The sequence below is a fragment of the Sedimentitalea sediminis genome, from assembly GCF_042687825.1.
In the GTDB taxonomy this organism is placed as follows: Bacteria; Pseudomonadota; Alphaproteobacteria; order Rhodobacterales; family Rhodobacteraceae; genus Sedimentitalea.
The window spans coordinates 1-22887 of the sequence record NZ_JBHUQE010000032.1 but is presented as its reverse complement, the minus strand read 5'-3'; the positions used below and the strand labels follow the sequence as shown (position 1 = coordinate 22887).

Genomic DNA, 22887 nt, shown 5'->3' with positions numbered 1-22887 from the left:
ATCTAGATTCGGGTGACTAGGCTAAAAGGTCGTTCTGCGCGACTTGACATCGGGTCTGCACGCAATGGAAATCGGGCCGGACGGATTGCAGCGCGTCGCGGTTCCGCGACGCGAGGGCATTGCACGGGGAGAATGATTTCGGTGTCCTGCCGGTTTCGGCAGGATCGCACCTCGTTGCCCCGCCAACAGGAGGAACAGACCAGATGGCTCAGGCCACGACCATGACCCGCAACGAAACCGGCATCGCCACCGCGCTGGCTGTCCTGAAACAGCAATTCGGCGACCGGCTGCAGACCGGTCGGGCGGTTTGCCAGCAACATGGCCACACCACCACCTGGCTGGAGAACCAGCCGCCCGATGCGGTGGTTTTTCCGCGCGACACCGAAGAGGTCGCTGATATTGTGCGCGTCTGCGCCGCTCACAAGGTGCCGGTCATCCCCTTTGGCGTTGGCACCTCGCTGGAGGGGCACGTGAATGCCCCGGCCGGCGGAATCAGCGTCGATATGGGACAGATGGCCGACATTCTGGCCGTGCATTCCGGCGATCTGACCTGCGTTGTGCAGCCCGGTGTAACCCGCGAACAGCTGAACGTGCATCTGCGCGATCAGGGCCTGTTCTTTCCCATCGACCCCGGCGCCAATGCCACGATCGGCGGCATGACCGCGACCCGGGCGTCGGGCACCAACGCGGTGCGCTACGGCACGATGAAGGACAACGTGATCGCCTTGCAGGCGGTGATGGCCGATGGTCGCGTCATCGACACGGCGCGGCGGGCCAAGAAATCCTCGGCGGGCTATGATCTGACCCGCCTGCTGGTCGGTTCCGAGGGCACGCTTGGCGTGATCACTGCCATCACTCTGCAACTGCGGGGCATTCCCGAGGCGATCTCGTCGGCGCGCTGTTCCTTTCCGACGGTGGATGCCGCCTGTCAGGCGGTGATGATGACCATTCAATACGGTATTCCGGTGGCCCGGATCGAGCTGCTGGACACGCTCAGCGTGCAGGCGGTGAACGCCCATTCCAAACTCGATCTTCCCGAAACCCCGCTGCTGCTGCTGGAGTTCCACGGCTCGGATACCAGCGTGCGCGAGCAGGCCGAAACGTTTGGCGCGATTGCCGAAGAGTTCGGCGGTGACGGTTATCGAACCACTGCCAGTACCGAGGAACGCAACGCGCTGTGGCAGGCGCGGCACGATGCCTATTGGGCCGCCGTCCAGCTGCGCCCCGAGGCCAAGGCGATTTCCACCGATGTCTGCGTGCCGATCTCGCAGCTGGCCGAATGCGTGCGCCGGACCCAGGACAAGCTGGCGCAGGAAAACCTGGTGGCGCCGATCATCGGTCATGTGGGTGACGGCAATTTCCATGCGCTGCTGCTGGTGAACCGGGACGATCCCGTCGAAGTCGCCAACGCCGAGCATTTTGTCGGCTGGCTGAACGATCTGGCGATCTCGATGGATGGCACATGCACCGGCGAACACGGGATCGGGCAGGGCAAGCGGCCCTATCTGCAAAAGGAACTTGGCGCCGCGATCCCCTATATGGCGGCGATCAAGGCGGCGCTGGATCCGGACAACATCCTCAATCCGGGCAAGATCCTGACGGATTGACCCGCGCGTGAGCGGCCCGGTGCCGCACCGCTCGGAACGGCAAGATCAGGACGGATCAATCAGGATGGGCCGATCATGAAACAGGTGACGTTGCGCGCCTTCAGCCGGCGACAGGCCAGATCGGCGGTCTCGCGGGTCATGCCGACGAAATTGGCATCAAAACCGCGCGGCGACTGGGTGACCTTGCGCAGTGATCCCTCAAGGGTCGTGATCTCGGTCAGCGCGGTACGCAGCAATACCTTTTCCGCCTGATAGCGGCTGCCATAGCGCCCGACATTGATGCCCCAGTGCTGTCCGCCTGAGGTCGACAGGCGGGTGACGATTTCAGGTTCGGCAGATTGCGGCGGGGCCGGGGCTGCCGCACCGGTTGGTTCGGCCACGGCCGTTGCCGGCACCGAAGCCAGAACCAGTTTCTCAGGCCGGGCGGCGGGGCGCACGCTTGGTACGGCTGGTCGCGCGGCGGCGAGTGCCGGCGGCGGGGGCGCCACCGCTGTGGCCGCGGCCGCCACGGCGGCGGCGATGCTGGCCTGCATCTTGTCGTTTTCCGGGGCGATGCTGGTCGCCACGGCGGCAGCGATGCTGGCCTGCAGCGCGTCGTCCTGTGGCTTGGGCGGAGTCGCCACGGCCGCAACCTGCACCGGTGCCGCCCGGGCGGCGCGTGCCTTGGGCCTCAGGCTTTTCTGAACCGTGCCGGCGACGCGAATGGTCTTGCCGGCGGCGACACCGGACCTGGACGTGTTTTCGGCCATGACCGTGTTGCCGGTATAGGAGGGCCGCGCCGGCTTGCGCAGAGAGGCCCTGCTGGGCGCCTTGCGAAAGCCCAAATCCAGAAGTTCAGCCACCTTGGCATTCCGCGATGCGGTGGATTTGCCACCGAACACGGTGGCAATGATCCGCTCGTTCCCGCGCCGGGCCGAGGCCACGAGATTGAAGCCGGCAGCACGGGTATAGCCGGTCTTGATGCCGTCGGCCCCGCGATACGAGGACAGCAGTCGGCGGTTTGTATGGCTAACATTGCGGACACCTGCATTCGCCGTCTTGCGCGAGAACAGGTTGTAGTATTGCGGGTAGTCATAGATCAGGTGACGCCCCAGAGCGGTCATGTCGCGCGCTGTGGACAGATGCCCCTTTTCAGTCAGACCGTGCGCGTTCTTGAACGTGGTGCGGGTCATGCCCATGGACTTGGCGGTGCGGTTCATGCGCCGGGCAAAAGCGGATTCGCTGCCGCTGATCGCTTCGCCGATGGCGGTTGCCGCGTCATTCGCGGATTTCACCGCGGCGGCCCGTATCAGATAGCGCAACGCGATGCGCTGGCCCGCTTTCAGACCCAGTTTCGACGGCGGTTCCGCCGCGGCGCGTTTGGATACCCGCACCTTGGTGTCCAGCGTGATCTCCCCATTTCGGATCGCCTCGAATGCGATGTACAGCGTCATCATCTTGGTCAGCGATGCCGGGTGCAGCCGGGTGTCGGCATTGCGCGAATACAGCACCTGGCCCGTGCGCGCGTCGATGACATAACCCGCATAGGGCGCCGCCGCCGCGCTGATCGGGACCAGAACGCACAACCAGATGAAAGTGAGAAGGAACAAGCCCCAACGGGCCGGACTGATGCGCCGAACCTGCACGATAATTGCCTCTGTCTGCCTCGGGCCGCCGGTTTTCCGGCTGACACTTTGTTTTGTTAGACCAAGCGTAACATAGGAAAAGGTTAAAATAAACCCTTGTAATGCAAGATGTTACAGGCGGTTCTTGTTAACATTTCAAGATGTTGAGGCCGGTTTGGCGCAAACCACCATATTGTCCGCGTCCGGGCGCCAGGGCGCAAAGTTCTCGGATTGCCCGTGGGCGAGTCGGCCCGGAGTCGCTATCTGATCCGGGCAACCAGCGCCGCCAGACCACCCAGATCAGTCAACGCGCGATAGCGCGGCGCATCCTCGGGGGGCTCGGCATGTTCGATCTCCCACTTCGCGCCATGCGGCACGTAAACCCCCCAGCCTCCGGCCTGGATCATCGGCACCACGTCCGAGCGCATCGAGTTGCCCGCCATAAGGCCGCGTGCCGCCCCGTCGCCGAGGCGGGAAAATATTTCGGCATAACACCGTGCGGTCTTTTCCGAGACGATCTCGACCCCGTCAAACAGATCGCCCAGTCCGGATTGCGCCAGTTTACGCTCCTGGTCCAGCAGGTCGCCCTTGGTGATCAGGATCACCCTGTGGGTTTCGGCAACCGCTTCGACCGCCTCGCGGGCATGCGGCAGCAGCTCGATCGGATGTGCCAGCATTTCGCGCCCGGCCTGCATCAGCTGGGCGATGACACTGGCGGGAACGCGCTGATCGGTGACCTCGATCGCGGTCTCGATCATCGACAGCACGAAGCCCTTGATGCCATAGCCATACTGGCCGATGTTGCGTTTCTCGGCTGCCAGCAGCCGCTGTGCCAGATGGTCCGGGTCGGCGTGATCCGCCAGCAAAGCGGCGAACTGGGCCTGGGTGTCCTGAAAGAACCGTTCGTTGTGCCACAGCGTGTCATCCGCATCAAAGGCGACGGTTGTCAGCGAGTCTGCCATATCATGCCCAAATGTCACCTGCCCGTTTACTGGCTCTTTTAGAATCCTGCAGTAAGGTTATATAAGCCCTGAACGCACACGAAAAAAACGGAAACCGGGTCACCCAGCGCGATGTTGCACCAGCACCTGATCATGTCGGATACACCCGGGGACGATGATGAAACATCGGTCCTGGTACAGACGCGGCCAAAGACCAAGCGGCCGCCGCTGTACAAGGTGCTGCTGCTGAACGACGACTACACGCCGATGGAATTCGTGGTGCATGTGCTGGAACGGTTCTTCGGACTGAACCATTCCCAGGCATTCGAAATCATGCTGACGGTGCACAAGAAAGGCGTCGCCGTTGTCGGCGTGTTCAGCCACGAGATCGCCGAGACCAAGGTGGGCCAGGTCATGGATTTCGCCCGCCGCCATCAGCACCCGTTGCAGTGCACGATGGAAAAGGAAGACTGATCCAAACATGTCCGCGCGACTGTCCCTGGCGCTCGAAACGGGCGGGCTCGATCTGCCGGATGCCGGCAGCCTGTGCGTGCTGCATCCGCGTGCCGGAACGGACCTGACGCCATTGCCGATGGCGCGGGTGCGCATTGTTCAGCCGGTGCGTCCCGATCACGACCATTTCCGGGACATGGGATATGACTGCGCCGCCACGGCCGGGCCGGGCCATGCTGCCGTGCTGGTCTGTCTTCCCCGGTCCAAGATGCTGGCGCGCGATCTGGTGGCCCGGGCCTGCCGGTTGACCGATGGCCCGGTTATCGTCGACGGCGCCAAGACCGACGGGATCGACAGCCTGCTGCGGGCATGCCGGGCGCGCGTTCAGATCGCCGGGCCTCTGGCCAAGGCGCATGGCAAGGTTTTCTGGTTTGCGGCGGACAGCGCTGCCTTTGCCGACTGGTTGGCCCCCGAGCGGCAGCAGGTGGACGGGTTCGTCACCGCGCCGGGCGTCTTTTCGGCCGACGGTATCGACCCGGCATCGCGGCTGCTGGCCGAAACCCTGCCTGCCGCTCTGGGCCGGCATGTGGTCGACCTGGGGGCCGGTTGGGGCTATCTGTCAGCACAGCTGCTGCAGCGGGCCACGGGGCTAGATCGGTTGGATTTGGTTGAGGCCGACGACATCGCGCTGGACTGCGCCCGGGCGAATGTCGATGATTCCCGCGCGCGGTTCCACTGGGCCGATGCCACCACCTGGACGCCCGAGGCGCGGGCCGACGCGGTGGTGATGAACCCGCCTTTTCACACCGGACGCGCCGCCGATCCGGCCCTGGGGCGCGCCTTTATTGCGGCGGCGGCGCGCATGCTGACGCCTGCGGGCGGGCTGTGGCTGGTGGCCAACCGGCATTTGCCCTATGAATCCGCCCTGTCAGACCTGTTCGCCAAGGTCGCCGAGACCGCCGGAGACGGACGGTTCAAGGTGCTGCATGCCATCCGTCCGGTGCGTGGCAGGCCAACGCCCTCTCGAACACGCCGCTGATGCCGGCTAGGTTCGGGTCGTCCAAAGGAGAATCCGCATGACATTTTCCATCTCCGGCAAGACCGCCATCGTCACCGGCGGCGCCAATGGCATCGGCCTGGCCATCGGACGGCAATTCGCTGACAAGGGCGCAAACGTCATGTTCGCGGATATCGATGAAAAGCGACTGAAAAGCGAGCTGGGTGAACGCGTCGAGGATGGCAATATCCGCTTTTTTGCCGGTGATCTGCGCGAAAAGCTGGCAATCGCCAATCTGCTGTCGGCCACGTTGGATGCGTTTGACGAGGTCAACATCCTGGTCAATGGCGCCCGCCAGGTGGTGCCGTCCAACCCGTTGGACCCGGATGATGACTCGGTAATGTCGCTGCTCAACCAGAACCTGATGCCGGCGCTGCGCCTGAGCCAACTGGTGGCCAAGCGGATGATCCGGCAATCCGATGAAGACAGCGAGGGGCTGGCCGGCTCGATCATCAATCTTAGTTCGATCGCGGCGCGCCGCACACATCCCGACCTGCTCGGCTATTCAGTCAGTTCGGCGGCGCTGGATCAGATGACCCGGTCGCTGGCGGTGGCCCTGGCGCCAAACCGGATTCGGGTGAACGCGGTCGCCTTTGGATCGGTCATGAGCGCCTCTCTGAAATCGGCACTCAAGGACCATCGCGAATACCGTCAGGACATCGAGGCGCATACGCCGCTGGCGCGGGTCGCCGCGCCGCGCGAACTGGCGGATACGGTGCAGTTTCTGGCGTCGGACGCTTCGGCTTTCATGACCGGGCAGATTATCACGGTGGATGGTGGGCGCACCCTGCTGGATCCGGTGGCGGCACCGGCGCATTAGGCGCAGGGCGGTTCGGCGGGCCAGTGCCAGGGAAAAGGAGCAGTTGGGCATGAGCGACAAGATGACAGAGGAAAAGGAACAGGCCGCCGCCTGGTTCCGCCAGTTGCGCGACGAGATCGTTGCCGCCTTTCTGCAACTTGAGGACAGTCACACAAGCGGCCCCCTGTCCGAGCAGGCACCCGGGCGGTTCGACATCCGCGAGACCCGGCGCGCCGGCGAAGACGGCGGCGATGCCGGCGGCGGGTTGATGAGCGTGATGCGCGGCGGTCGCGTGTTTGAAAAGGTCGGGGTCAATGTCTCGACCGTCTACGGCACGCTGGGCGAACGGGCGCAGGCGGCAATGGCGGCGCGCAAGAGCATTCCGGGCATCAAGCAGGACCCGCGGTTCTGGGCGTCGGGGATCAGCCTGGTGGCGCATATGCAGAACCCCCATGCCCCCGCCGTGCACATGAATACCCGCATGTTCTGGACGCCGCATGCCTGGTGGTTTGGCGGCGGGTCCGATCTGAACCCCTGTATCGAATATGCCGAGGACACCGCCCATTTCCACGCCACGCAAAAGGCCCATCTGGACCCGCATGGCGCGGCGCATTACCCGCGACTCAAGGACTGGGCCGACACGTATTTCTATGTGCCCCACCGGGGCCGGGCGCGTGGCGTTGGCGGCATTTTCATGGATGACTATTGTACCGATGACTGGGTCGCGGATTTCGCCCTGACCCAGGATATCGGCCGGGCCTTTCTGCCGGCCTTTGTGCCGCTGGTGGAAAAACGCCGGGTGCAGCCCTGGAGCGCCGCCGACAAGGACACGCAGCTGATCCATCGCGGTCTTTATGCCGAATACAACCTGGTTTATGACCGGGGCACCAAATTCGGGCTGGAAACCGGTCACGATCCCGACGCCGTTCTGATGAGCCTGCCGCCGCTGGCCAAGTGGGTCTGAGCCGAACGGCGGCGTCCGGATCGCGCCGGGGTGATGCAGGCGGGGCTGGATTGTCCCTGCAAATGCGTCAAAAGCTTGAATTTCCCTGCCGGACTCCCTTGATATCTGGTAACCCTGATGCAAGTGGCCGCGCGTGTTCTGCGGCCCCGGAGACCGAAACGAGATGAGTACCGACCCTTATGCCGCCCTCGGCCTGACCCGCGATGCGACGGCCGCCGAGATCAAGAAAGCCTATCGCAAGATCGCGCGGGACGACCACCCCGACCTCAAACCCGACGACGCCCGCGCCGAGGCGCGGTTCAAGGCGGCGTCGGCGGCCTATGATCTGCTCAAGGACCCGGAAACGCGCGCCCGGTTCGACCGCGGCGAGATCGACGCCACCGGCGCCGAACGCCAGCAGCAGCGGCACTATTACCGCGATTTTGCCGAAACTGCCGAAAACCCGTTTCATGCCGGTGCGCGGCCCCGGGATTTCGGTGATGCGGCGGATATTTTTGCCGAGTTCTTTCGGGGCCGCGGTCAGCCCGGCGGCGGCGGTTTTCAGGGCGGTTTCGGCGCGCGCGGGGCGGATGCGCAATTTTCGCTAGAGGTGGATTTCCTGACTGCCGTCAAAGGCGGCAAGACCCGCATCACTCTGCCGGACGGCCAGTCGCTGGGCGTGAATATTCCCCGCGGCACCGCCGACGGGCAGACCATTCGTCTGCGCGGCAAGGGCAGCCCGGGTCTGGGTGGCGGGGCGCCCGGCGATGCGCTGGTGAAACTGACAGTCCGGCCGCATCCGCAGTTCCGGCGCGAGGGCAACGATATTCTGGTGACGCTGCCGATCACGCTGGACGAGGCGGTCCTGGGCGCCAAGGTCTCGGCGCCGACCATCGACGGATCGGTCAGTCTGACCATTCCCAAAGGCGCCAGCAGCGGTCAGGTCTTGCGCCTGCGCGGGCGCGGCGTGCAGCCGTCGGGCAAAGGCGTGCGCGGCGATCAGCGCGTCGAGCTGTCGATTGTCAGCCCCCCGCGCATCGACGAGGATCTGGCCGAGTTCATGCGCAACTGGCGCAAGACTCATAGCTATGACCCCCGCAAGGGCATGTAGCCGGGGCATTGTACCATTCCGGGAACGTAGGTGATCGCCGCCATGCCCGGGCCGCCTCGGGTTGCGGCGGGACCGCTAAGGGCGCGTCCGGGCGCTGTCGGGCAGGCGCCCGGAAAATTTGATCCGGTAACATCGATCCGGTGATCTTTATCAGTCCGGCGGCGGCGGAACCGCCGGTCCTCTGCCCCATTGGTTTGCGCGTCTTTCAGCGCCGTTTCATGGCCTCAAGCAATGCCGAGCCCAGTGCACCGGTGCCGCCCGCCTCTTTGCCTGTCTTTGCCGGTCCAGTCTTTGAAGGGCCGGGCTTGCCGCGCCGGGGCGGCTTGCCGGGTTTGCCGCGCGGACCGGCGTCGCGCTCGGCCTTGTCCTGTCGCGCCGATGCCCCGCCATCCTTGCGCATGCTCAGCCCGATGCGCTTGCGGGGGATGTCCACCTCGGTCACCCGCACCCGAACCACGTCGCCGGCCTTGACGACCTCATGCGGGTCCTTGACGAACCGGTCCGCCAACTGGCTGACATGCACCAGACCGTCCTGGTGCACGCCGATATCGACAAAGGCGCCAAAGGCCGCGACATTGGTCACCGTGCCTTCAAGAGACATCCCCGGCTTGAGATCCTTGATGTCCTCGACCCCGTCGGCAAATACCGCCGTCTTAAAGCTGGGACGCGGATCGCGGCCGGGTTTTTCCAGTTCGGCAAGGATGTCGCGCACCGTCGGCAGGCCAAAGCTGTCATTCACAAAGTCCTCGGGTTGCAGGCGCCGCAGAGCCGCCGGATCGGTCATCAGCGCGCGCAGGTCGCGCCCGCAGGCCGCCACGATGCGCCGCGCCACCCCATAGGCCTCGGGGTGGACCGCCGAGGCATCCAGCGGTTCGTCGCCATCGCGGATGCGCAGAAACCCGGCACATTGTTCAAAGGCGCGGGGGCCCAGTCGGGCGACGTCCAATAGCTGTTTGCGCGCGCGAAACGCACCCTTTGCGTCGCGATGCGCCACGATCGCCTCGGCCAGGCCTGGCCCCAGTCCCGACACGTGCGACAACAGCGGGGCCGAGGCGGTGTTCAGGTCCACGCCGACGGCATTCACAGCGTCCTCGACCACCGCTTCCAGGGATTTTCCCAGCCGGTGCTGATCGACATCGTGCTGATACTGGCCGACGCCGATGGCCTTGGGTTCGATCTTGACCAGTTCGGCCAGCGGATCCTGCAATCGCCGCGCGATCGACACCGCGCCGCGCAGCGATACGTCGAGATCGGGAAATTCGCGCGCCGCCAGTTCCGAGGCGGAATAGACCGAGGCGCCGGCTTCGCTGACCACGACCTTGGCCGGGGCCTTTTCGCCCTTGGGCAACAGCGCCAATGTGTCGGCAACCAACCGTTCGGTTTCGCGGCTGGCGGTGCCGTTCCCGATGGCGATCAACTCGACCCCGTGCTGACCGATCAGACGCAGGATGGCCGATTGCGCGCCGCGCAGGTCGTTTTTCGGCTGGAACGGGTACAAGGTGTCTGTGGCGACCACCTTGCCGGTGGCATCCACCACCGCCGCCTTGACGCCGGTGCGGATGCCCGGATCCAGCCCCAGGGTCGGGCGCGGACCGGCCGGCGCCGCCAGCAGAAGGTCCTTGAGATTGCGCGCAAAGACGGCAATCGCTTCGTCATGGGCCCGGCTGCGCAGATCGCCGAACAGATCCATCATCATCGTGGTGGCCAGCTTGACCCGCCAGGTCCAGCCTGCTGCCGCGCGCAGCCATGTGTCGCCGGGGCCGGTGCCGGTGATGCCCACATGGCGCAGGACAATCGCCTCGGCGCGGGCGGCTCCGGTGTCCGGATCGGGGGCGATGTCGACGGTGACAATGCCCTCTTTCGAGGCCCGCAGCATCGCCAGGGCGCGGTGCGAGGGCACTTTGGACCATGGCTCGCGGTGGTCGAAATAGTCCGAGAACTTGGCGCCGGCCGCTTCCTGCCCCGGGATCACCGTGGCGGTCAGCAACGCCTCGGCATGCATGAATTCGCGCAGATCGCCCAGCAATGCCGCGTTCTCGCACAGCCGTTCGGCCAGGATGTCGCGCGCCCCGGTCAGCGCGGTTTTCGTGTCTGGCACCGCATCCGTGACATAGGCCGCCGCCAGGGTCTCGGGATCGGCCGCGCGGTCGGCCAGGATCGCTTCGAGCAACGGTTCCAGCCCGTTTTCCCGGGCGATTATCGCCTTGCTGCGCCGCTTGGGCTTGAAAGGCAGATAGATGTCTTCCAGTTCGGCCTTGGTTTCCGCCTTGGCTATGGCGCGGGCCAGATCATCGGTCAGCTTGCCCTGCTGCCGGATCGAGTCCAGGATCGTGGTCCGCCGGGCCTCGCGTTCGCGCAGATAGGTCAGCCGGTCGGACAGGGTGCGCAGCTGCGTGTCGTCCAGCCCGCCCGTGGCCTCTTTGCGGTAACGGGCGACAAAGGGAACGGTCGCCCCTTCGTCCAGCAGCGTGATCGCCGCGTTGACCTGATCGGGGCGGGCCGCGATCTCTGCCGCGATGGTTTGCGAAATGCGCCGAGCGGTTTCCAATGACACCTCCTGTCGATGGTCGGGACGCATGTCATAGCCGCGCACCCCGCCGCCGCCAAGAAAAACCTCGCGCGTGCCGCCATCGTTGTTCGGACGGAAAAGGCTTTGCAGCAGCGCATGCCGGGCCTAGTCTGGCCCGGTGCACCGGGCCGGTGCGCACCGAGACCGGAAAAATGGAGACGCCGATGGGGGATTTTGCCGTCGAAGGGGCGGAACTGAAGCGCATGATCAAGGTCGCGCGGCAACAGCCGGTGCCCTTTGCGTTCAATCCGGGCAAGAATGATTCCGAGCACTATCTGGCGATGCACCGCAAACGTTCGGCGGCACAGCTGGGCAAGGTCGCGAAACAGGATGGGGTGGGCAAAAAGGTCGCCTTTGGCACCGCCGAGATTGATGGCAAATGCCTGAACCTGACCTGCGAACGCAACCTGCCGACGCTGGCCAAGCGGATCAAGAAATACCTGAAATCGCAAAAGATCATGCTGAATGTCCGGGTGCTGGACCCCGAGGGCAATCTGCTGGAAAGCGACGAAGACGATGCCATCCCCGACGATCCGTCGCTGGACGATGCCGCGCCGAAAGACGCTGCGCCCGAACCCGAGGCAACGCCTGCTGAAACGCCGGACGCTGACGGTCCGGATGCCGAGCCGGAGACCGAACCCGATACTGGACCGGATGCAGGGGCCATCGCTGCGCAACTGGCCGCGGATCGGGACCGCATGTCTGCGCTGCCCGAGGATCAGCGGCAAAAGCTGGTTGCGCCGCTGCAGGCGGTCGTGGCTCTGCTGAAATCCGGCGAACTGGCACAGGCCGCCGCCGGGGCCGACAAGATCACCGCGGCGCTGGACAAGCTGTTGGCGGCACAGGGCGCCGATCAGGCTGCCGCCGTGGACACCGCCGCTCTGGCCCAGCGGCTCAAGGCGGCGCATGTCGGGCTGGCCGAAATCGCCAATGCCGACGCGGTGGCCAAGCTGACCCAGGCGATCAAGGTGGCGGCGGAAACCCTGCGCGGGCAGGACGCCGAGACGGCGGCTGGCCAGATCGAACGGATCGAGGCTGCGATGGCACGTTTGACCGGTGCCGGGGCGGCACCGCCCGAGACTGGCGCTTCAGCCGCGCCGCCGCAACCGGACGCGGCTGCGCAAGCCCGCGCCAAGACCGGTATCGCCGAGGGCACGGTCAAGAAACGCGCCTTTCTGGCCACCCGATGGCAAAAGATCCCCGCCGAGATCAAGGCCGAGATCGGCAAGCTGCGCAGCGCCATGCGGGCGGATGTGCCCGAAGAGGAACCGGATGCGCTGGCGGCGGCGATGGAAAAGACCCTGGATACCTTTTGTGCCGACATGCAGGAGGCGCTGGACGATGCCATCAATGCCGGCGATCCCGGCTATACGAAGTCGGTCGGGCTGATCGGGGATTTCAGAACACGGGTGCAGTCGGACAAGTTGATCCAGCACATCAAGGACAATCCGTTCGATGGCGGTGCTGATGTCGAACCGGTGCTGTTGGCCGCGCTGGACGAGATGCAAGATGTGCTTTCGGCCTGACCTTCGTCCGACTTTTCGTGCCTGCGTTTGACACAAGAAAGCGAATACAATGATCCATCTTGCATTTGACATGACCGGAAAGCCCGCCGAGTCGGTTGCGGCATTGCGGCAGGATTTGGCGGTCTGGGCGCCGACCATTGCCTTTGCCGGCAACACCATGAACGTGTCGTGCAATTTCACCCAGTTGAACAATATCCTGCGCGCCTCGGAAATGACGAACCATTTTCAGGCCATCGGCGGCCCGGTGATCGACGCAAACAAGATGGAGGAACTGGTCGACCGGTACGGAACCCGCGAATATCGCGACGCGGTTTTCGCGCGCGACGTGCTGGAGGATGCACGCGAGGAATTGCGCGCGGTAGCCTATCAGGATGTGGCGGGCGGACCCAGCGATGACGATCTGGACGGGCCGCCGGGTACGGCGCTGGCCGATGCGGTCGATGATCATGACGCCATCTGCCTGGGGCGCGATCACAGCGAGGCCAGCAGTCTTGCCGCGCTGGGAGAGGCTCTGGATGCCGGTTCTGCGCAGATGCTCTTTCTCGAAGAGTTCCAGATCGAGTTGCAGGCCGATATCAATCTCTACCTGTCCGATGCAACCGCCGATCCCGATGATTTCCCGCCGAAACTGCGTGCCCGCATCGACGCGATCAAGGCGCAATTCGTGGCAGATTGGGAGCCGATCCTGAAGAAGGCCAAGGAAAAGAAGATCTGCATCTACGGAATTGACTCCGAGGCTGCGCGCGAGTTGGAAGTGCAGCAGGCCGAGATATTTGGCGAACAGCGCGACGTGATGATGAATGCCGTGGTCAAACAGGTGATGGAGCAGGCCATTGCCGACAATCAGGACGATGACGGACACACCGTACCCTATATCGCGGTGGTCGGGGCCAAGCATTCCAACACCCATCCCGGCGGCATTCCCGGCGTGTCGCAGATGTTCGGCATTCCCGCGATCCGCATGCAGGGCGACCGGCTGGTGCTGGACCCCGAGGACCAGACCCAACGCGGCATGCTCAGCCGGGACGAACAGGCCTATGTCGACAAGAAGCTGGCCAAGAGCAACCAATCCGGCGAGTTGAACCCGATGAACGGCGCCGCCATCCGGGCCGCCGCGGTGCAGGAAGCCACCCAGCTGTCGGCGGCGGGCACGCTGCCCTCGGCCGAAGACAGCCTGCTGGAGGAACGTTATCTCGCCCGCGCGGACCGGCTGAACAAGGCCGATATCATGATGGGCAATTTCGACATGAAAAATGCCGAACTGGCCTTTGTCAAACTGCTCTACGATCAGAAACAGGCTTTGCTGGCCGAAATCGCCCGGCTGACCGCCGATATCGATCTGAACATGGCCGCTTTCCAGGGGCAGGTCCCGCCGCCTGCCGACGCCGCCGATCTGACGACCCGGCGGCTTGCCGCGAACGCGGTGAACGCCAACAGCGGCATTGCCCAGCTGACCGAAGTGGTGGACAGCCTGGAATTCGTTGCCGCCCGCATCGCCGGCACCCGCGCCGATGACGAACAGCCCGAACCGAAATCGGTGGCCGAATTCACTGCCGCGCGGGCGATTGCGCGGACCGACAAGGACGATCTGGTGGCGCAGGCGGATCTGGCCAAATCCCAGTGGCAGGCGCTGGAAATGGATATCCGGGCCGGCAACACGGTGGATGTTCTGCAATACCTGGCGGCCGCCCCCTATCTGGCCGATGTCAGGGACGAAAACGGCCGTACCTTGCTGCATATCGCCGCCGAGGCGGAAAACAGCGCCTCGATCACGGCGCTGGCCGCCGCCTATCCGGCGATGGTCGATCAGCCGGATGCCGACGGCAACACGCCGCTGCATCTGGCCTGCAAGATGCGCCATGTCGAGGCCGAGCGTGCGCCCTATTCCGTTGACGATCAGGCGGCAATGGCCCGGCAGGACGCCGCCGTGCAGGCGCTGATGGCGGCGGGGGCCGATATCGACGCGCAGAACGGCGATGGCTCGACGCCGCTGCACCTGACCGCGCTCAGCTATAACACCGACGTGCTGGACCGGCTGTTCGTGGCCAATGCCGACGTGACCCTGACCGACGACCGGGGCTGGACCGCGCTGGACACGTCGATTGCTGCCACCAGCAGCGATATCGAGGCCAAGTTCTATGCCGATGGCAAGGCGCAGGCCGGGCCGGTGATCCCGATCGGGGGCACCGGTTCGACCATCGACATCCTGTGTGCCGCAACCCTGTGTGAAAACCCGGCCCACGCGGCGCAGGTGCGCACCGCCTACGAGGCCGCCTACGCCGAGCCGGCGACGCGTCCGCTGCTGGAACTGATGGCGCTGGACGCGGCACGGCCGCGCAACCCGCCGCTGGGCGGCAACCGGATCATCGTGGCCGATGGGAAAAATGGCGAAAGCCTGATTCAGCGCAAGGACAACGTACGCCCGGCGCAGACCTATAGCGGCGGTTATGATCACGGCACCGGCGTCGTGCATGTGGCCGCAGGCGGATCGGGCGATTTCACCGGGGTGCTGCTGCACGAGCTGACGCACCGGTCGATGCATATGGTCTATGGCGACGATCTGGCCCCCTATAACACCGGCGACGATGTGGCCAAGGGCGCCTATGTCGAGGCGATCGAGGCCGATGTGCGCAGGATGGCCACGATGATCCCGGCCAGTCCGATGGAAGCGCGGGTCAAGGACCGGGTCATGACCCGGATGGACATGTACGCGAACCAGATGGGCGCCGATGGCGGTGATGCGGCGCTGATCCAGGAATTCATCGTCAGCATCCCGCAGTTGATCGCCGAATTCGGCCCCGACGCGGTCGAGGAAATGGTGCCCCGCCTCTATGCGCAATATGAACAGGTCTCGACCGATCTGGCGGCGGCCAAGGCGGATGCCCGGTTCGATGGCGAGCGGGCCAAGGTGGATGACAGCGCCGTGGTGGTCGCCGCCCCAGTCTATGCACCGAACGAGGACGACCTGTGGGTCCGGCCGGACAATGATGCGCTGAAACCGGAAAACCTGATCAAGATGATCCGCACGGAATACTGTGTCGAACACGGCGAGGTCGATGACACGCGCCTGCGCGATGCACCGATGGTCACGCCGGTCGGCACGATGAACCCGATGACCATCGTCTATGATACCAGCATCTACAAACTGCCGGATCAGGCCGCCGTGGACGCGCTGGAGGCCAAGCTGGAAAAGGTTCAGGCGGCGCTTGAGGCGGCTCTGAGCCCGGAATTGCTGACCCTGGCCGTGTCCACCGAGGACATTCGCGACCTGATCACCGAGACGACGGAACTGGCGCATGCTACCGCGTTGAACGACATCGAAAAGGCGCTGAAGGCCAAGACGGACGATTGGCTGTTGCACGCGAAACAGCGGCGCATCGACCACAAGGTGGCCGCGTTGGACGATGGCGCCGGGGCGCCGTTGTCATCGGTGCAACTCGCCGAGGCGGTAGCCATTGCCGCCGAGCGCGATGCTCGTGGCGGGGACGACTACAATATCGACACCAAGGAACATGCCACTGTGGTGGCCAAGCTGAAAAAGTTCCTGGAAAGCCGACCGCCGGGTCAGGAGATCACCAGCGCCGCCGATCAGGACGCCTTTTTGAACGATGCCGTGGCCCGGATGACCGGCGGGCGCAAGCCCGCGATCGAGATCAAGACCGGCCGAAAGCTGTTCGGCACCCGGGATCCGGCGCATGTGTCGATCGGCAAGAAAAAGGCCAAGCGGGCCTGGATCGCGGCCGCCAGGGCTCTGGTGGGTTAGGACGACGGCGGTCCGTTACTGTTTCGCGGACAGGAACTTGCGCTTGATCGCGATCCGTTCGCGCGCCTCTTCCTGTTGAGCCTGTCGAAACGAGGTTTCGACAAAATCGATATGGTCGCGGGCCGCCTTTTCCGCCGCCTGCGGGTCGCCGTCGAAAATGGCGTTGGCGATGTCGCGGTGCTGTTGCAGCAGCTTGCGGCCGGTGCCTTGGATCTGGCGCAGGAACTTGCGGTTGTAGAACACGCCGCGCTTGGTCAGGTCATAGATCGACGCCATCATGTGGATCAGGGTCGAATTGTTGCTGGCATCCACGATCGCGGCGTGAAAATTGATATCCGCGATCTGCGCCGCTTCTGAATCCTGGGCCTCGGCCGCCCGATCCATCTCTTTCAGGATCGCCACCAGAATTTCCTTGTCGGCCGCCGTGGCGCGCTGGGCCGCCAGCCGCGCGGCAAAGGCCTCTTGTTCGCGGCGATATTCGAGATAGTCGTAGAATGCCTGCGGGTGGCGCGCATAGAGATCCAGAAAGGCCGGTGACAGGGCCGTGCCGGTCAGCGGCGCGATGAACGAGCCTTCGCCATGCCGGACATTCAACAGCCCCTCGTCCTCGAGATGCTTGAGCGCATCGCGCAGCTTTGGCCGCGACACTTTCAGCAATTCGGATAGTTCCCGTTCCGAAGGCAGGCGCGTGCCTTCCTTGAGAACACCGTTCACGATCATCGATTCAATCTGATGCACGACCGCCTCGGCGACGGAATCATGGTGGATCGGTTCGAATATCCGGTCCGCGCGCTCCATATTTATGTCTCCCTTTGTGAAGATCTTTCCGCCACGCTGGTACTTTAAATTGTCCTCACGCGAATTCAAGCGCTATGGCGCAAGAATACGAATTTCCGCCCGAACATTCACCGTGAACCAAGAAATATCGCGCTATTTCATGTGTTTTCGGGTGGATTTGCAGGGAAAGCATAGGGGGCGGAGGATGGCCTGATTGGGGATTCGCGCATCCCGAAACGGTCAGTGGTAAATAAAGTTGTTGACTGATCTGCATGGTAAAGTTTATTGACCACAAACATCGCCAAGGCATTTGGCGCTGCTGGTCGCCACCGCGACCGAACAGAGTTTCTGGAGGAGAAGACATGAAAAGAACCCTGACATCGTTGACCGTCGCGGCATCGCTGATGGCGGCGCCGGCGGCCATGGCAGCCGACAAGATGCTGCTGAAAACCCCGATCGCCTTTTCCACGTCGCTGCCGGGGCTGGGCTCGCCCATCCCGCGCGTTGCCGAACAGCTTGACCTGATGTCGGGCGGCACATTGCGGATGAAGGTGTATGAGCCGGGCAAGCTGGTGCCGCCGTTCGAAATTCTCGACGCCGTGTCCTCGGGTAAGATCAATTCCGGCTATACCACCGCCGGTTACTGGGCGGGCAAGATACCCGCCGCGCCGCTGTTTTCCGCCGTGCCCTTTGGGCCCGAGGCGGGCGAATACATGGCATGGCTGTATTACGGCAACGGCATGAGCCTGTATCAGGAGATGTATGATCAGGCCGGATACAACGTAAAGGTTCTGCCCTGCGCCATCATCGCGCCGGAAACCTCGGGCTGGTTCGCCAAGGAGATCAACAGCCCCGAGGATCTGAACGGGCTGAAGATGCGGTTCTTTGGCCTGGGCGGCAAGGTGATGCAGAAGCTGGGCGTCGCCACCTCGCTGCTGCCGGGCGGCGAAATCTTTCCGGCGCTGGAAAAGGGCGCGATCGACGCCACCGAGTTTTCCATGCCTGCCATCGACGCGCGGCTGGGCTTTCACAAGCTGGTCAAGTTCAACTATTTCCCCGGCTGGCATCAGCAGGCCACCGTGTTCGAGCTGTTGATCAACAAGGATGTCTGGAACGAGGCGACCGACCAGCACAAGGCGATCATCGAAAACGCCTGCAAGGCCTCGATGGCTGACAGTTTCGCCGAAGGCGAAGCGATCCAGCACGCGGTGCTGATCGACAATGTCGAAAACAACGGTGTCAGCATCAAGCAGTGGAACGACGAAATGCTGGCCACCTTCCGCAGCACCTGGGACGAGGTGGCCGCCGAAGAGGCCGCAGGCAACGCCTTTTTCGCTCGGGTTCTGGGCGACATGACCGAATTCCGCGACGGCTATTCGGTCTGGAAGGAAAACGCCTTTTTGCCGCGCAAGTAATTTCCGCCTGCGCGCTTCCGGAGGCGGCTTTTNCGCCGAAGAGGCCGCAGGCAACGCCTTTTTCGCTCGGGTTCTGGGCGACATGACCGAATTCCGCGACGGCTATTCGGTCTGGAAGGAAAACGCCTTTTTGCCGCGCAAGTAATTTCCGCCTGCGCGCTTCCGGAGGCGGCTTTTCCCGGTCGCCTCCGCCCCCCCCCCTGATTTTCGTCATTTTCGCCGTTCTGCCGGGCTGATTGCGCCCGACCATGCCACAGCTTGAGGAGGAGCCAATGGCCGACAAGTTCCCAGCACCGAACGAGGACCCCATCGAGGTCTATGAACACCTGCTAGAACACGAGGACCGCGACCGTCAGCCCGCCGCCGTCGCATTGGACAACACTGTCAAGGGCATCGGCAATGTCGTCATGTGGGCCAATATTCTGCTGGTCGGCGCCATCGTGGCGCAGGTGTCGCTGCGCTATCTGCTGAACCAGAACTATCCCAAGCTGGACGAGATCCAGTGGCATTTCTATGGGCTGGTGACGATGATCGGCATTTCCTATGCGCTGGTCACCGACAGCCATGTGCGCGTCGACCTGTTGCATATGCAACTCAGCCGCCGGGCGCAGCGGATCATCGAAGTGATCGGAATTCTGGCGCTGCTGGTGCCGTTCATCTATCTGATGATCGATCAGGGCTATGACTATTTCTATGAAAGCTGGCGCGTCAACGAGCGTTCGGACAGCCCCACCGGTCTGCCCGGCCGCTGGGCGCTCAAGGCGGTGATCCCGATCAGTTTCGTGCTGCTGGCGATGGCCGCTCTGGCGCGGCTGATCCATGATGGCCACGCGCTGCTGGCGAATTTCGAGGAAGAGCGCCAGGGCAAGGGCCTGCGCCTGATCGTCTGGGCGATGATCGCCTTTGCCGTCGTCACCCTGGGGCTGACCTTTCTGGTGGAAACCACCGAGGAAAAACTGGTCATCGCCATGTTCCTGACCTTTATCGCGTTGTTGTTCACCGGCTTTCCGGTGGCCTGGACGCTGGCCGGGGTCGGGGTCGCCTATTGCGGTCTGGCCTATCTGTTTGACAACGGCATGATGAACTGGACCGGGCTCGAGGAAACGCTGACCGGGCTGGATTACCTGACGCTGGGCGCGGTGGTGAACCGGGTCTATGCGACCATGTCCAACGCGGTTCTGGTGGCGCTGCCGATGTTCATCTTTATGGGGCTGATGCTGGATGAATCCGGCGTGGCCGAGCGGCTGATGACCTCGATGCAGCGCCTGTTCGGTACCGTGCGGGGCGGGTTGGCGATCACCGTGACGATGATCGGTATCATTCTGGCCGCCTCGACCGGCATTATCGGGGCCTCTGTCGTGCTGCTGGGCGTGCTGTCGCTGCCCTCGATGATGGAGCAGAAATATTCGCCGTCGCTCGCCGCCGGCGTGGTTTCGGCCTCGGGCACGCTGGGCATCCTGATCCCGCCGTCGATCATGCTGGTGATCATGGCCGACCAGATGGCCCTGTCGGTGGGCGACCTGTTCATGGCGGCGGTGTTTCCGGGTGTGATCATCGGTGCGCTGTACCTGACCTATATCTTTGTGATCGCCCTGATCAAACGCGACGTCGCACCGGTGCCCGAGGGGGCCAAGCGCCCGGACTGGGCGGCAGTCAAGGACGTGCTGATTGCGGTCGTGCCGACGCTGGCGCTGATCCTGGCGGTGCTGGGTTCGATCTTTGCCGGCCTCACCACCCCGACCGAAGCCTCGGGCATCGGGGCGCTGGGCGCGACCCTGCTGGCGCTGGGATACCGCAAGCTGACGCTGAAAAAGCTGGTCAACGTGCTGAAATCGACCTTCAACACAACCGCCTATATCTTTGCGATCTTTCTGGGCGCGACGGTGTTTTCCTATGTGCTGCGCGAACTGGGCGGCGACGCGCTGATCGAAGACATGATCCATGGCGCCGGCTTTGGCCCCAACGGCACCGTCTTCATGATCCTGTTCATCGTCTTCCTGCTGGGCTTTGTGCTGGACTGGATCGAGATCACCCTGATCGTGCTGCCGCTGATGCGTCCGATCGTCAACGGGCTGGGTCTGGACATTCCGGGGTTCGACGCGATCGACGAGCCGGCGCTGGTGTGGTTCGTGATCCTGGTCGCGGTGACCTTGCAGACTTCGTTCCTGACGCCGCCCGTGGGATTTGCCCTGTTCTACCTGAAAGGGGTGTGCCCGCCGGAAATCAAGCTGACGGACATCTATAAAGGTATCATTCCCTTCGTTATCCTGCAGCTGACCGGATTGTTCTTTGTCTTCCTGTGGCCCGCGCTTGCGACCTGGTTGCCCTCGGTCGCCTATTGATCGGAGGAACGGATATGACAGACCAGGACCTGATAAACCGGCTCAAGACCATCTGCGGGCGTCGCCATGTGCTGACCGGCGCCCGCCGCACCAAACCCTTTCGCAAGGGGTTCCGGTCGGGCGAGGGCGATGCGCTGGCGGTGGTGCAGCCCGAAACCCTGCTGCAGCAGTGGCAGGTGCTGCAGGCCTGCGTGGACGCGGACAAGATCGTGATCATGCAGGCCGCCAATACCGGCCTGACCGAAGGGTCGACCCCCAAGGGGCGCTATGACCGCGATGTGGTGCTGATCAACACCCGTCGTATGGACGGCCTGCAGCTGCTGAACGGCGGTGAACAGGTGATCAGCTTTCCCGGCGCGACGCTGTTTGCGCTGGAAAAGCTGCTGGACCCGCTGGGGCGGCAGCCGCATTCGGTGATCGGATCGTCCTGCATCGGGGCGTCGGTCGTGGGCGGGGTCTGCAACAATTCGGGCGGCTCGCTGGTCGAGCGCGGGCCGTCCTATACCGAACTGGCGCTCTATGCCCGGATCAGCGAGGCGGGCGAACTGGAACTGGTCAACCATCTGGGCATCGCGCTGGGCGACAGCCCCGAAGAGATCCTGACGCGGCTGCAGCGGGGCGAATATCGCGCCGCGGATATCGTCACTGACAACCGCAAGGCATCCGACACCGACTATGTCCGCCGGGTGCGCAATGTCGAGGCGGAAACACCGGCCCGGTTCAATGCCGACAAGCACCGTCTTTACGAGGCTGCCGGTTGCGCCGGCAAGCTGGCGGTCTTTGCGGTGCGGCTGGATACCTATCCCAGGAACGCGAGCGAACAGACCTTTTACGTCGGCACCGATAACCCCGGCGAATTGGCGGATCTGCGGCGCGCCATCCTGTCCGGGTTCGACACTCTGCCGGTCTCGGCGGAATACATGCATCGCGAGGTTTTCGACATCGCCGAGGTCTATGGCAAGGACACGGTCGTGATGATCGACAAGCTCGGCACCGATCGGCTGCCGATGTTCTTTGCGCTCAAGGGCGCGGTGGATGCGCGGCTGAACGGCATTCCGGGGCTGCGCAATTTCACCGATCGGTTCATGCAGGCGGTATCGCGGGTCTGGCCGACGGTTCTGCCGCAGCGGATGCGCAGGTTTCGCGACCGCCACGAACATCACCTGATCCTGAAATGCCGCGATGACGGCATCGCCGAGGCGCTTGCCCTGCTGCAGGCAATGTCGGCGGCCGGTGGCCTTGAATTCTTCGAATGCACCCCGCGCGAGGCCAAGATCGCCGGGCTGCACCGTTTTGCCGCGGCCGGGGCGGCGGTGCGCTATATGGCGATCCATGCCGACGAGGTCGAGGACATCCTGGCGCTGGACATCGCCCTGCCGCGCAATACGCGCGACTGGCAAGAAGAATTGCCGGACCATATTTCCGACAAGCTGGTGCACCGGCTCTATTACGGGCATTTCCTGTGCCACGTGCTGCACCAGGACTACATCGTGCGAAAGGGGGCGGACCCCAAGGCACTCAAGACCGAGATGCTGGCCCTGCTGGACCGGCGCGGCGCGGAATACCCCGCCGAGCACAATGTCGGGCATCTCTACGCGGCCAAGCCGGATCTGGCGGATTTCTACAAGTCCATCGACCCGACCAATTCCCTCAATCCGGGCATCGGCAAGATGTCCAGATGCAAACACTATCATTGAGGAGGCCGCAGGTGACAGCCGCTTAATGCCTATCAGAGCTGGCGCGCGCGGGGCCTTGACCCTCAGGCCGCAGGGTTTCTTGCTGCGACATTGGGCTGGCGGCGCATCGCGGAAATCGGGCCGGATCTTCTGGCCCGGCCGGGCGGGCGCGACATTCACTTGAACCGATGCAGCCGCCCGCGGCTGTCTGAGAAAAAGCAACAAAAGCCACCCACCGAGGCAATTTTGGTCGGTAGATTGCAAGCAAAGGAGAACAGGTTTGAAGATCGGAACGCCGAGGGAA

The 22887-nt window shown here is 63.8% G+C and carries 16 protein-coding genes; 12 read left to right on the top strand and 4 right to left on the bottom strand.

Annotation, left to right across the window (positions count from 1 at the left end):
• Positions 1-203: 203 nt before the first annotated feature.
• Positions 204-1607: an FAD-binding oxidoreductase gene (locus ACFMPD_RS16535; protein WP_380996832.1), complete on the top strand. Its 1404-nt coding sequence runs from the start codon at positions 204-206 to the stop codon at positions 1605-1607.
• A gap of 59 nt (positions 1608-1666) precedes the next feature.
• On the opposite strand, the gene ACFMPD_RS16530 is transcribed toward ACFMPD_RS16535, so the two are convergent.
• A complete protein-coding gene (locus ACFMPD_RS16530) occupies positions 1667-3232 on the bottom strand; it encodes a D-alanyl-D-alanine carboxypeptidase family protein (RefSeq protein WP_380996829.1) in 1566 nt (521 codons plus the stop codon).
• A 239-nt stretch (positions 3233-3471) separates the two neighbouring features.
• Positions 3472-4173 (bottom strand): HAD family hydrolase, encoded by a 702-nt coding sequence (locus tag ACFMPD_RS16525; RefSeq protein WP_380996827.1) that lies wholly within the window; start codon positions 4171-4173, stop codon positions 3472-3474.
• Between the two features lie 111 nt (positions 4174-4284).
• Here ACFMPD_RS16525 and clpS point away from each other — a divergent pair, with 111 nt between their 5' ends.
• From clpS to ACFMPD_RS16500, 5 genes are all read left to right on the top strand, one after another.
• Positions 4285-4626: an ATP-dependent Clp protease adapter ClpS gene (gene clpS, locus ACFMPD_RS16520; RefSeq protein ID WP_380996824.1), complete on the top strand. Its 342-nt coding sequence runs from the start codon at positions 4285-4287 to the stop codon at positions 4624-4626.
• A gap of 7 nt (positions 4627-4633) precedes the next feature.
• Positions 4634-5644 carry a class I SAM-dependent methyltransferase gene (locus ACFMPD_RS16515; protein WP_380996821.1) on the top strand — a complete coding sequence of 337 codons (1011 nt, stop codon included), beginning with the start codon at positions 4634-4636 and terminating at the stop codon, positions 5642-5644.
• Positions 5645-5681: 37 nt separating this feature from the next.
• Positions 5682-6482 (top strand): SDR family NAD(P)-dependent oxidoreductase, encoded by an 801-nt coding sequence (locus ACFMPD_RS16510; RefSeq protein WP_380996819.1) that lies wholly within the window; start codon positions 5682-5684, stop codon positions 6480-6482.
• Between the two features lie 49 nt (positions 6483-6531).
• Positions 6532-7425, top strand: coding sequence for an oxygen-dependent coproporphyrinogen oxidase (gene hemF, locus ACFMPD_RS16505; RefSeq protein ID WP_380996817.1), 894 nt, complete (start codon positions 6532-6534; stop codon positions 7423-7425).
• A 163-nt stretch (positions 7426-7588) separates the two neighbouring features.
• Positions 7589-8515 carry a DnaJ C-terminal domain-containing protein gene (locus tag ACFMPD_RS16500; protein ID WP_380996815.1) on the top strand — a complete coding sequence of 309 codons (927 nt, stop codon included), beginning with the start codon at positions 7589-7591 and terminating at the stop codon, positions 8513-8515.
• Positions 8516-8720: 205 nt separating this feature from the next.
• Here the strand turns inward: ACFMPD_RS16500 and ACFMPD_RS16495 are convergent, their stop codons facing one another.
• On the bottom strand, positions 8721-11063 hold the full coding sequence (locus ACFMPD_RS16495) for a Tex family protein (RefSeq protein WP_380996812.1): 2343 nt from the start codon (positions 11061-11063) through the stop codon (positions 8721-8723).
• Positions 11064-11248: 185 nt separating this feature from the next.
• On the opposite strand from ACFMPD_RS16495, the gene ACFMPD_RS16490 reads away from it, so the two are divergent.
• Both ACFMPD_RS16490 and ACFMPD_RS16485 read left to right on the top strand, forming a co-directional pair.
• Positions 11249-12610 (top strand): hypothetical protein, encoded by a 1362-nt coding sequence (locus tag ACFMPD_RS16490; RefSeq protein ID WP_380996810.1) that lies wholly within the window; start codon positions 11249-11251, stop codon positions 12608-12610.
• Between the two features lie 49 nt (positions 12611-12659).
• Positions 12660-16373 (top strand): ankyrin repeat domain-containing protein, encoded by a 3714-nt coding sequence (locus ACFMPD_RS16485; RefSeq protein ID WP_380996808.1) that lies wholly within the window; start codon positions 12660-12662, stop codon positions 16371-16373.
• Positions 16374-16388: 15 nt separating this feature from the next.
• Here the strand turns inward: ACFMPD_RS16485 and ACFMPD_RS16480 are convergent, their stop codons facing one another.
• Positions 16389-17171, bottom strand: a complete 783-nt coding sequence (locus tag ACFMPD_RS16480; protein WP_380996805.1) for a FadR/GntR family transcriptional regulator — start codon at positions 17169-17171, stop codon at positions 16389-16391.
• A gap of 341 nt (positions 17172-17512) precedes the next feature.
• Between ACFMPD_RS16480 and ACFMPD_RS16475 the strand changes: the two genes are divergently transcribed.
• From ACFMPD_RS16475 to ACFMPD_RS16460, 4 genes are all read left to right on the top strand, one after another.
• Positions 17513-18565, top strand: a complete 1053-nt coding sequence (locus ACFMPD_RS16475; protein WP_380996803.1) for a TRAP transporter substrate-binding protein — start codon at positions 17513-17515, stop codon at positions 18563-18565.
• A gap of 272 nt (positions 18566-18837) precedes the next feature.
• Positions 18838-20907, top strand: coding sequence for a TRAP transporter large permease subunit (locus ACFMPD_RS16470; RefSeq protein WP_380996800.1), 2070 nt, complete (start codon positions 18838-18840; stop codon positions 20905-20907).
• A gap of 14 nt (positions 20908-20921) precedes the next feature.
• A complete protein-coding gene (gene dld, locus ACFMPD_RS16465) occupies positions 20922-22604 on the top strand; it encodes a D-lactate dehydrogenase (RefSeq protein ID WP_380996797.1) in 1683 nt (560 codons plus the stop codon).
• Between the two features lie 90 nt (positions 22605-22694).
• The coding region (locus ACFMPD_RS16460) for a hypothetical protein (RefSeq protein WP_380996794.1) at positions 22695-22887 on the top strand (193 nt) is incomplete at its 3' end.

Excerpts from the sequence above, each read along its gene's own strand:
- ACFMPD_RS16470 (WP_380996800.1), top strand. The coding sequence starts at position 18,838 with ATGGCCGACAAGTTCCCAGCACCGAACGAGGACCCCATCGAGGTCTAT.
- ACFMPD_RS16490 (WP_380996810.1), top strand. The coding sequence starts at position 11,249 with ATGGGGGATTTTGCCGTCGAAGGGGCGGAACTGAAGCGCATGATCAAG.
- ACFMPD_RS16475 (WP_380996803.1), top strand. The coding sequence starts at position 17,513 with ATGAAAAGAACCCTGACATCGTTGACCGTCGCGGCATCGCTGATGGCG.
- ACFMPD_RS16515 (WP_380996821.1), top strand. The coding sequence starts at position 4,634 with ATGTCCGCGCGACTGTCCCTGGCGCTCGAAACGGGCGGGCTCGATCTG.
- clpS (WP_380996824.1), top strand. The coding sequence starts at position 4,285 with ATGTTGCACCAGCACCTGATCATGTCGGATACACCCGGGGACGATGAT.
- ACFMPD_RS16510 (WP_380996819.1), top strand. The coding sequence starts at position 5,682 with ATGACATTTTCCATCTCCGGCAAGACCGCCATCGTCACCGGCGGCGCC.
- ACFMPD_RS16535 (WP_380996832.1), top strand. The coding sequence starts at position 204 with ATGGCTCAGGCCACGACCATGACCCGCAACGAAACCGGCATCGCCACC.
- hemF (WP_380996817.1), top strand. The coding sequence starts at position 6,532 with ATGAGCGACAAGATGACAGAGGAAAAGGAACAGGCCGCCGCCTGGTTC.
- dld (WP_380996797.1), top strand. The coding sequence starts at position 20,922 with ATGACAGACCAGGACCTGATAAACCGGCTCAAGACCATCTGCGGGCGT.
- ACFMPD_RS16500 (WP_380996815.1), top strand. The coding sequence starts at position 7,589 with ATGAGTACCGACCCTTATGCCGCCCTCGGCCTGACCCGCGATGCGACG.
- ACFMPD_RS16480 (WP_380996805.1), bottom strand. The coding sequence starts at position 17,171 with ATGGAGCGCGCGGACCGGATATTCGAACCGATCCACCATGATTCCGTC.
- ACFMPD_RS16525 (WP_380996827.1), bottom strand. The coding sequence starts at position 4,173 with ATGGCAGACTCGCTGACAACCGTCGCCTTTGATGCGGATGACACGCTG.
- ACFMPD_RS16485 (WP_380996808.1), top strand. The coding sequence starts at position 12,660 with ATGATCCATCTTGCATTTGACATGACCGGAAAGCCCGCCGAGTCGGTT.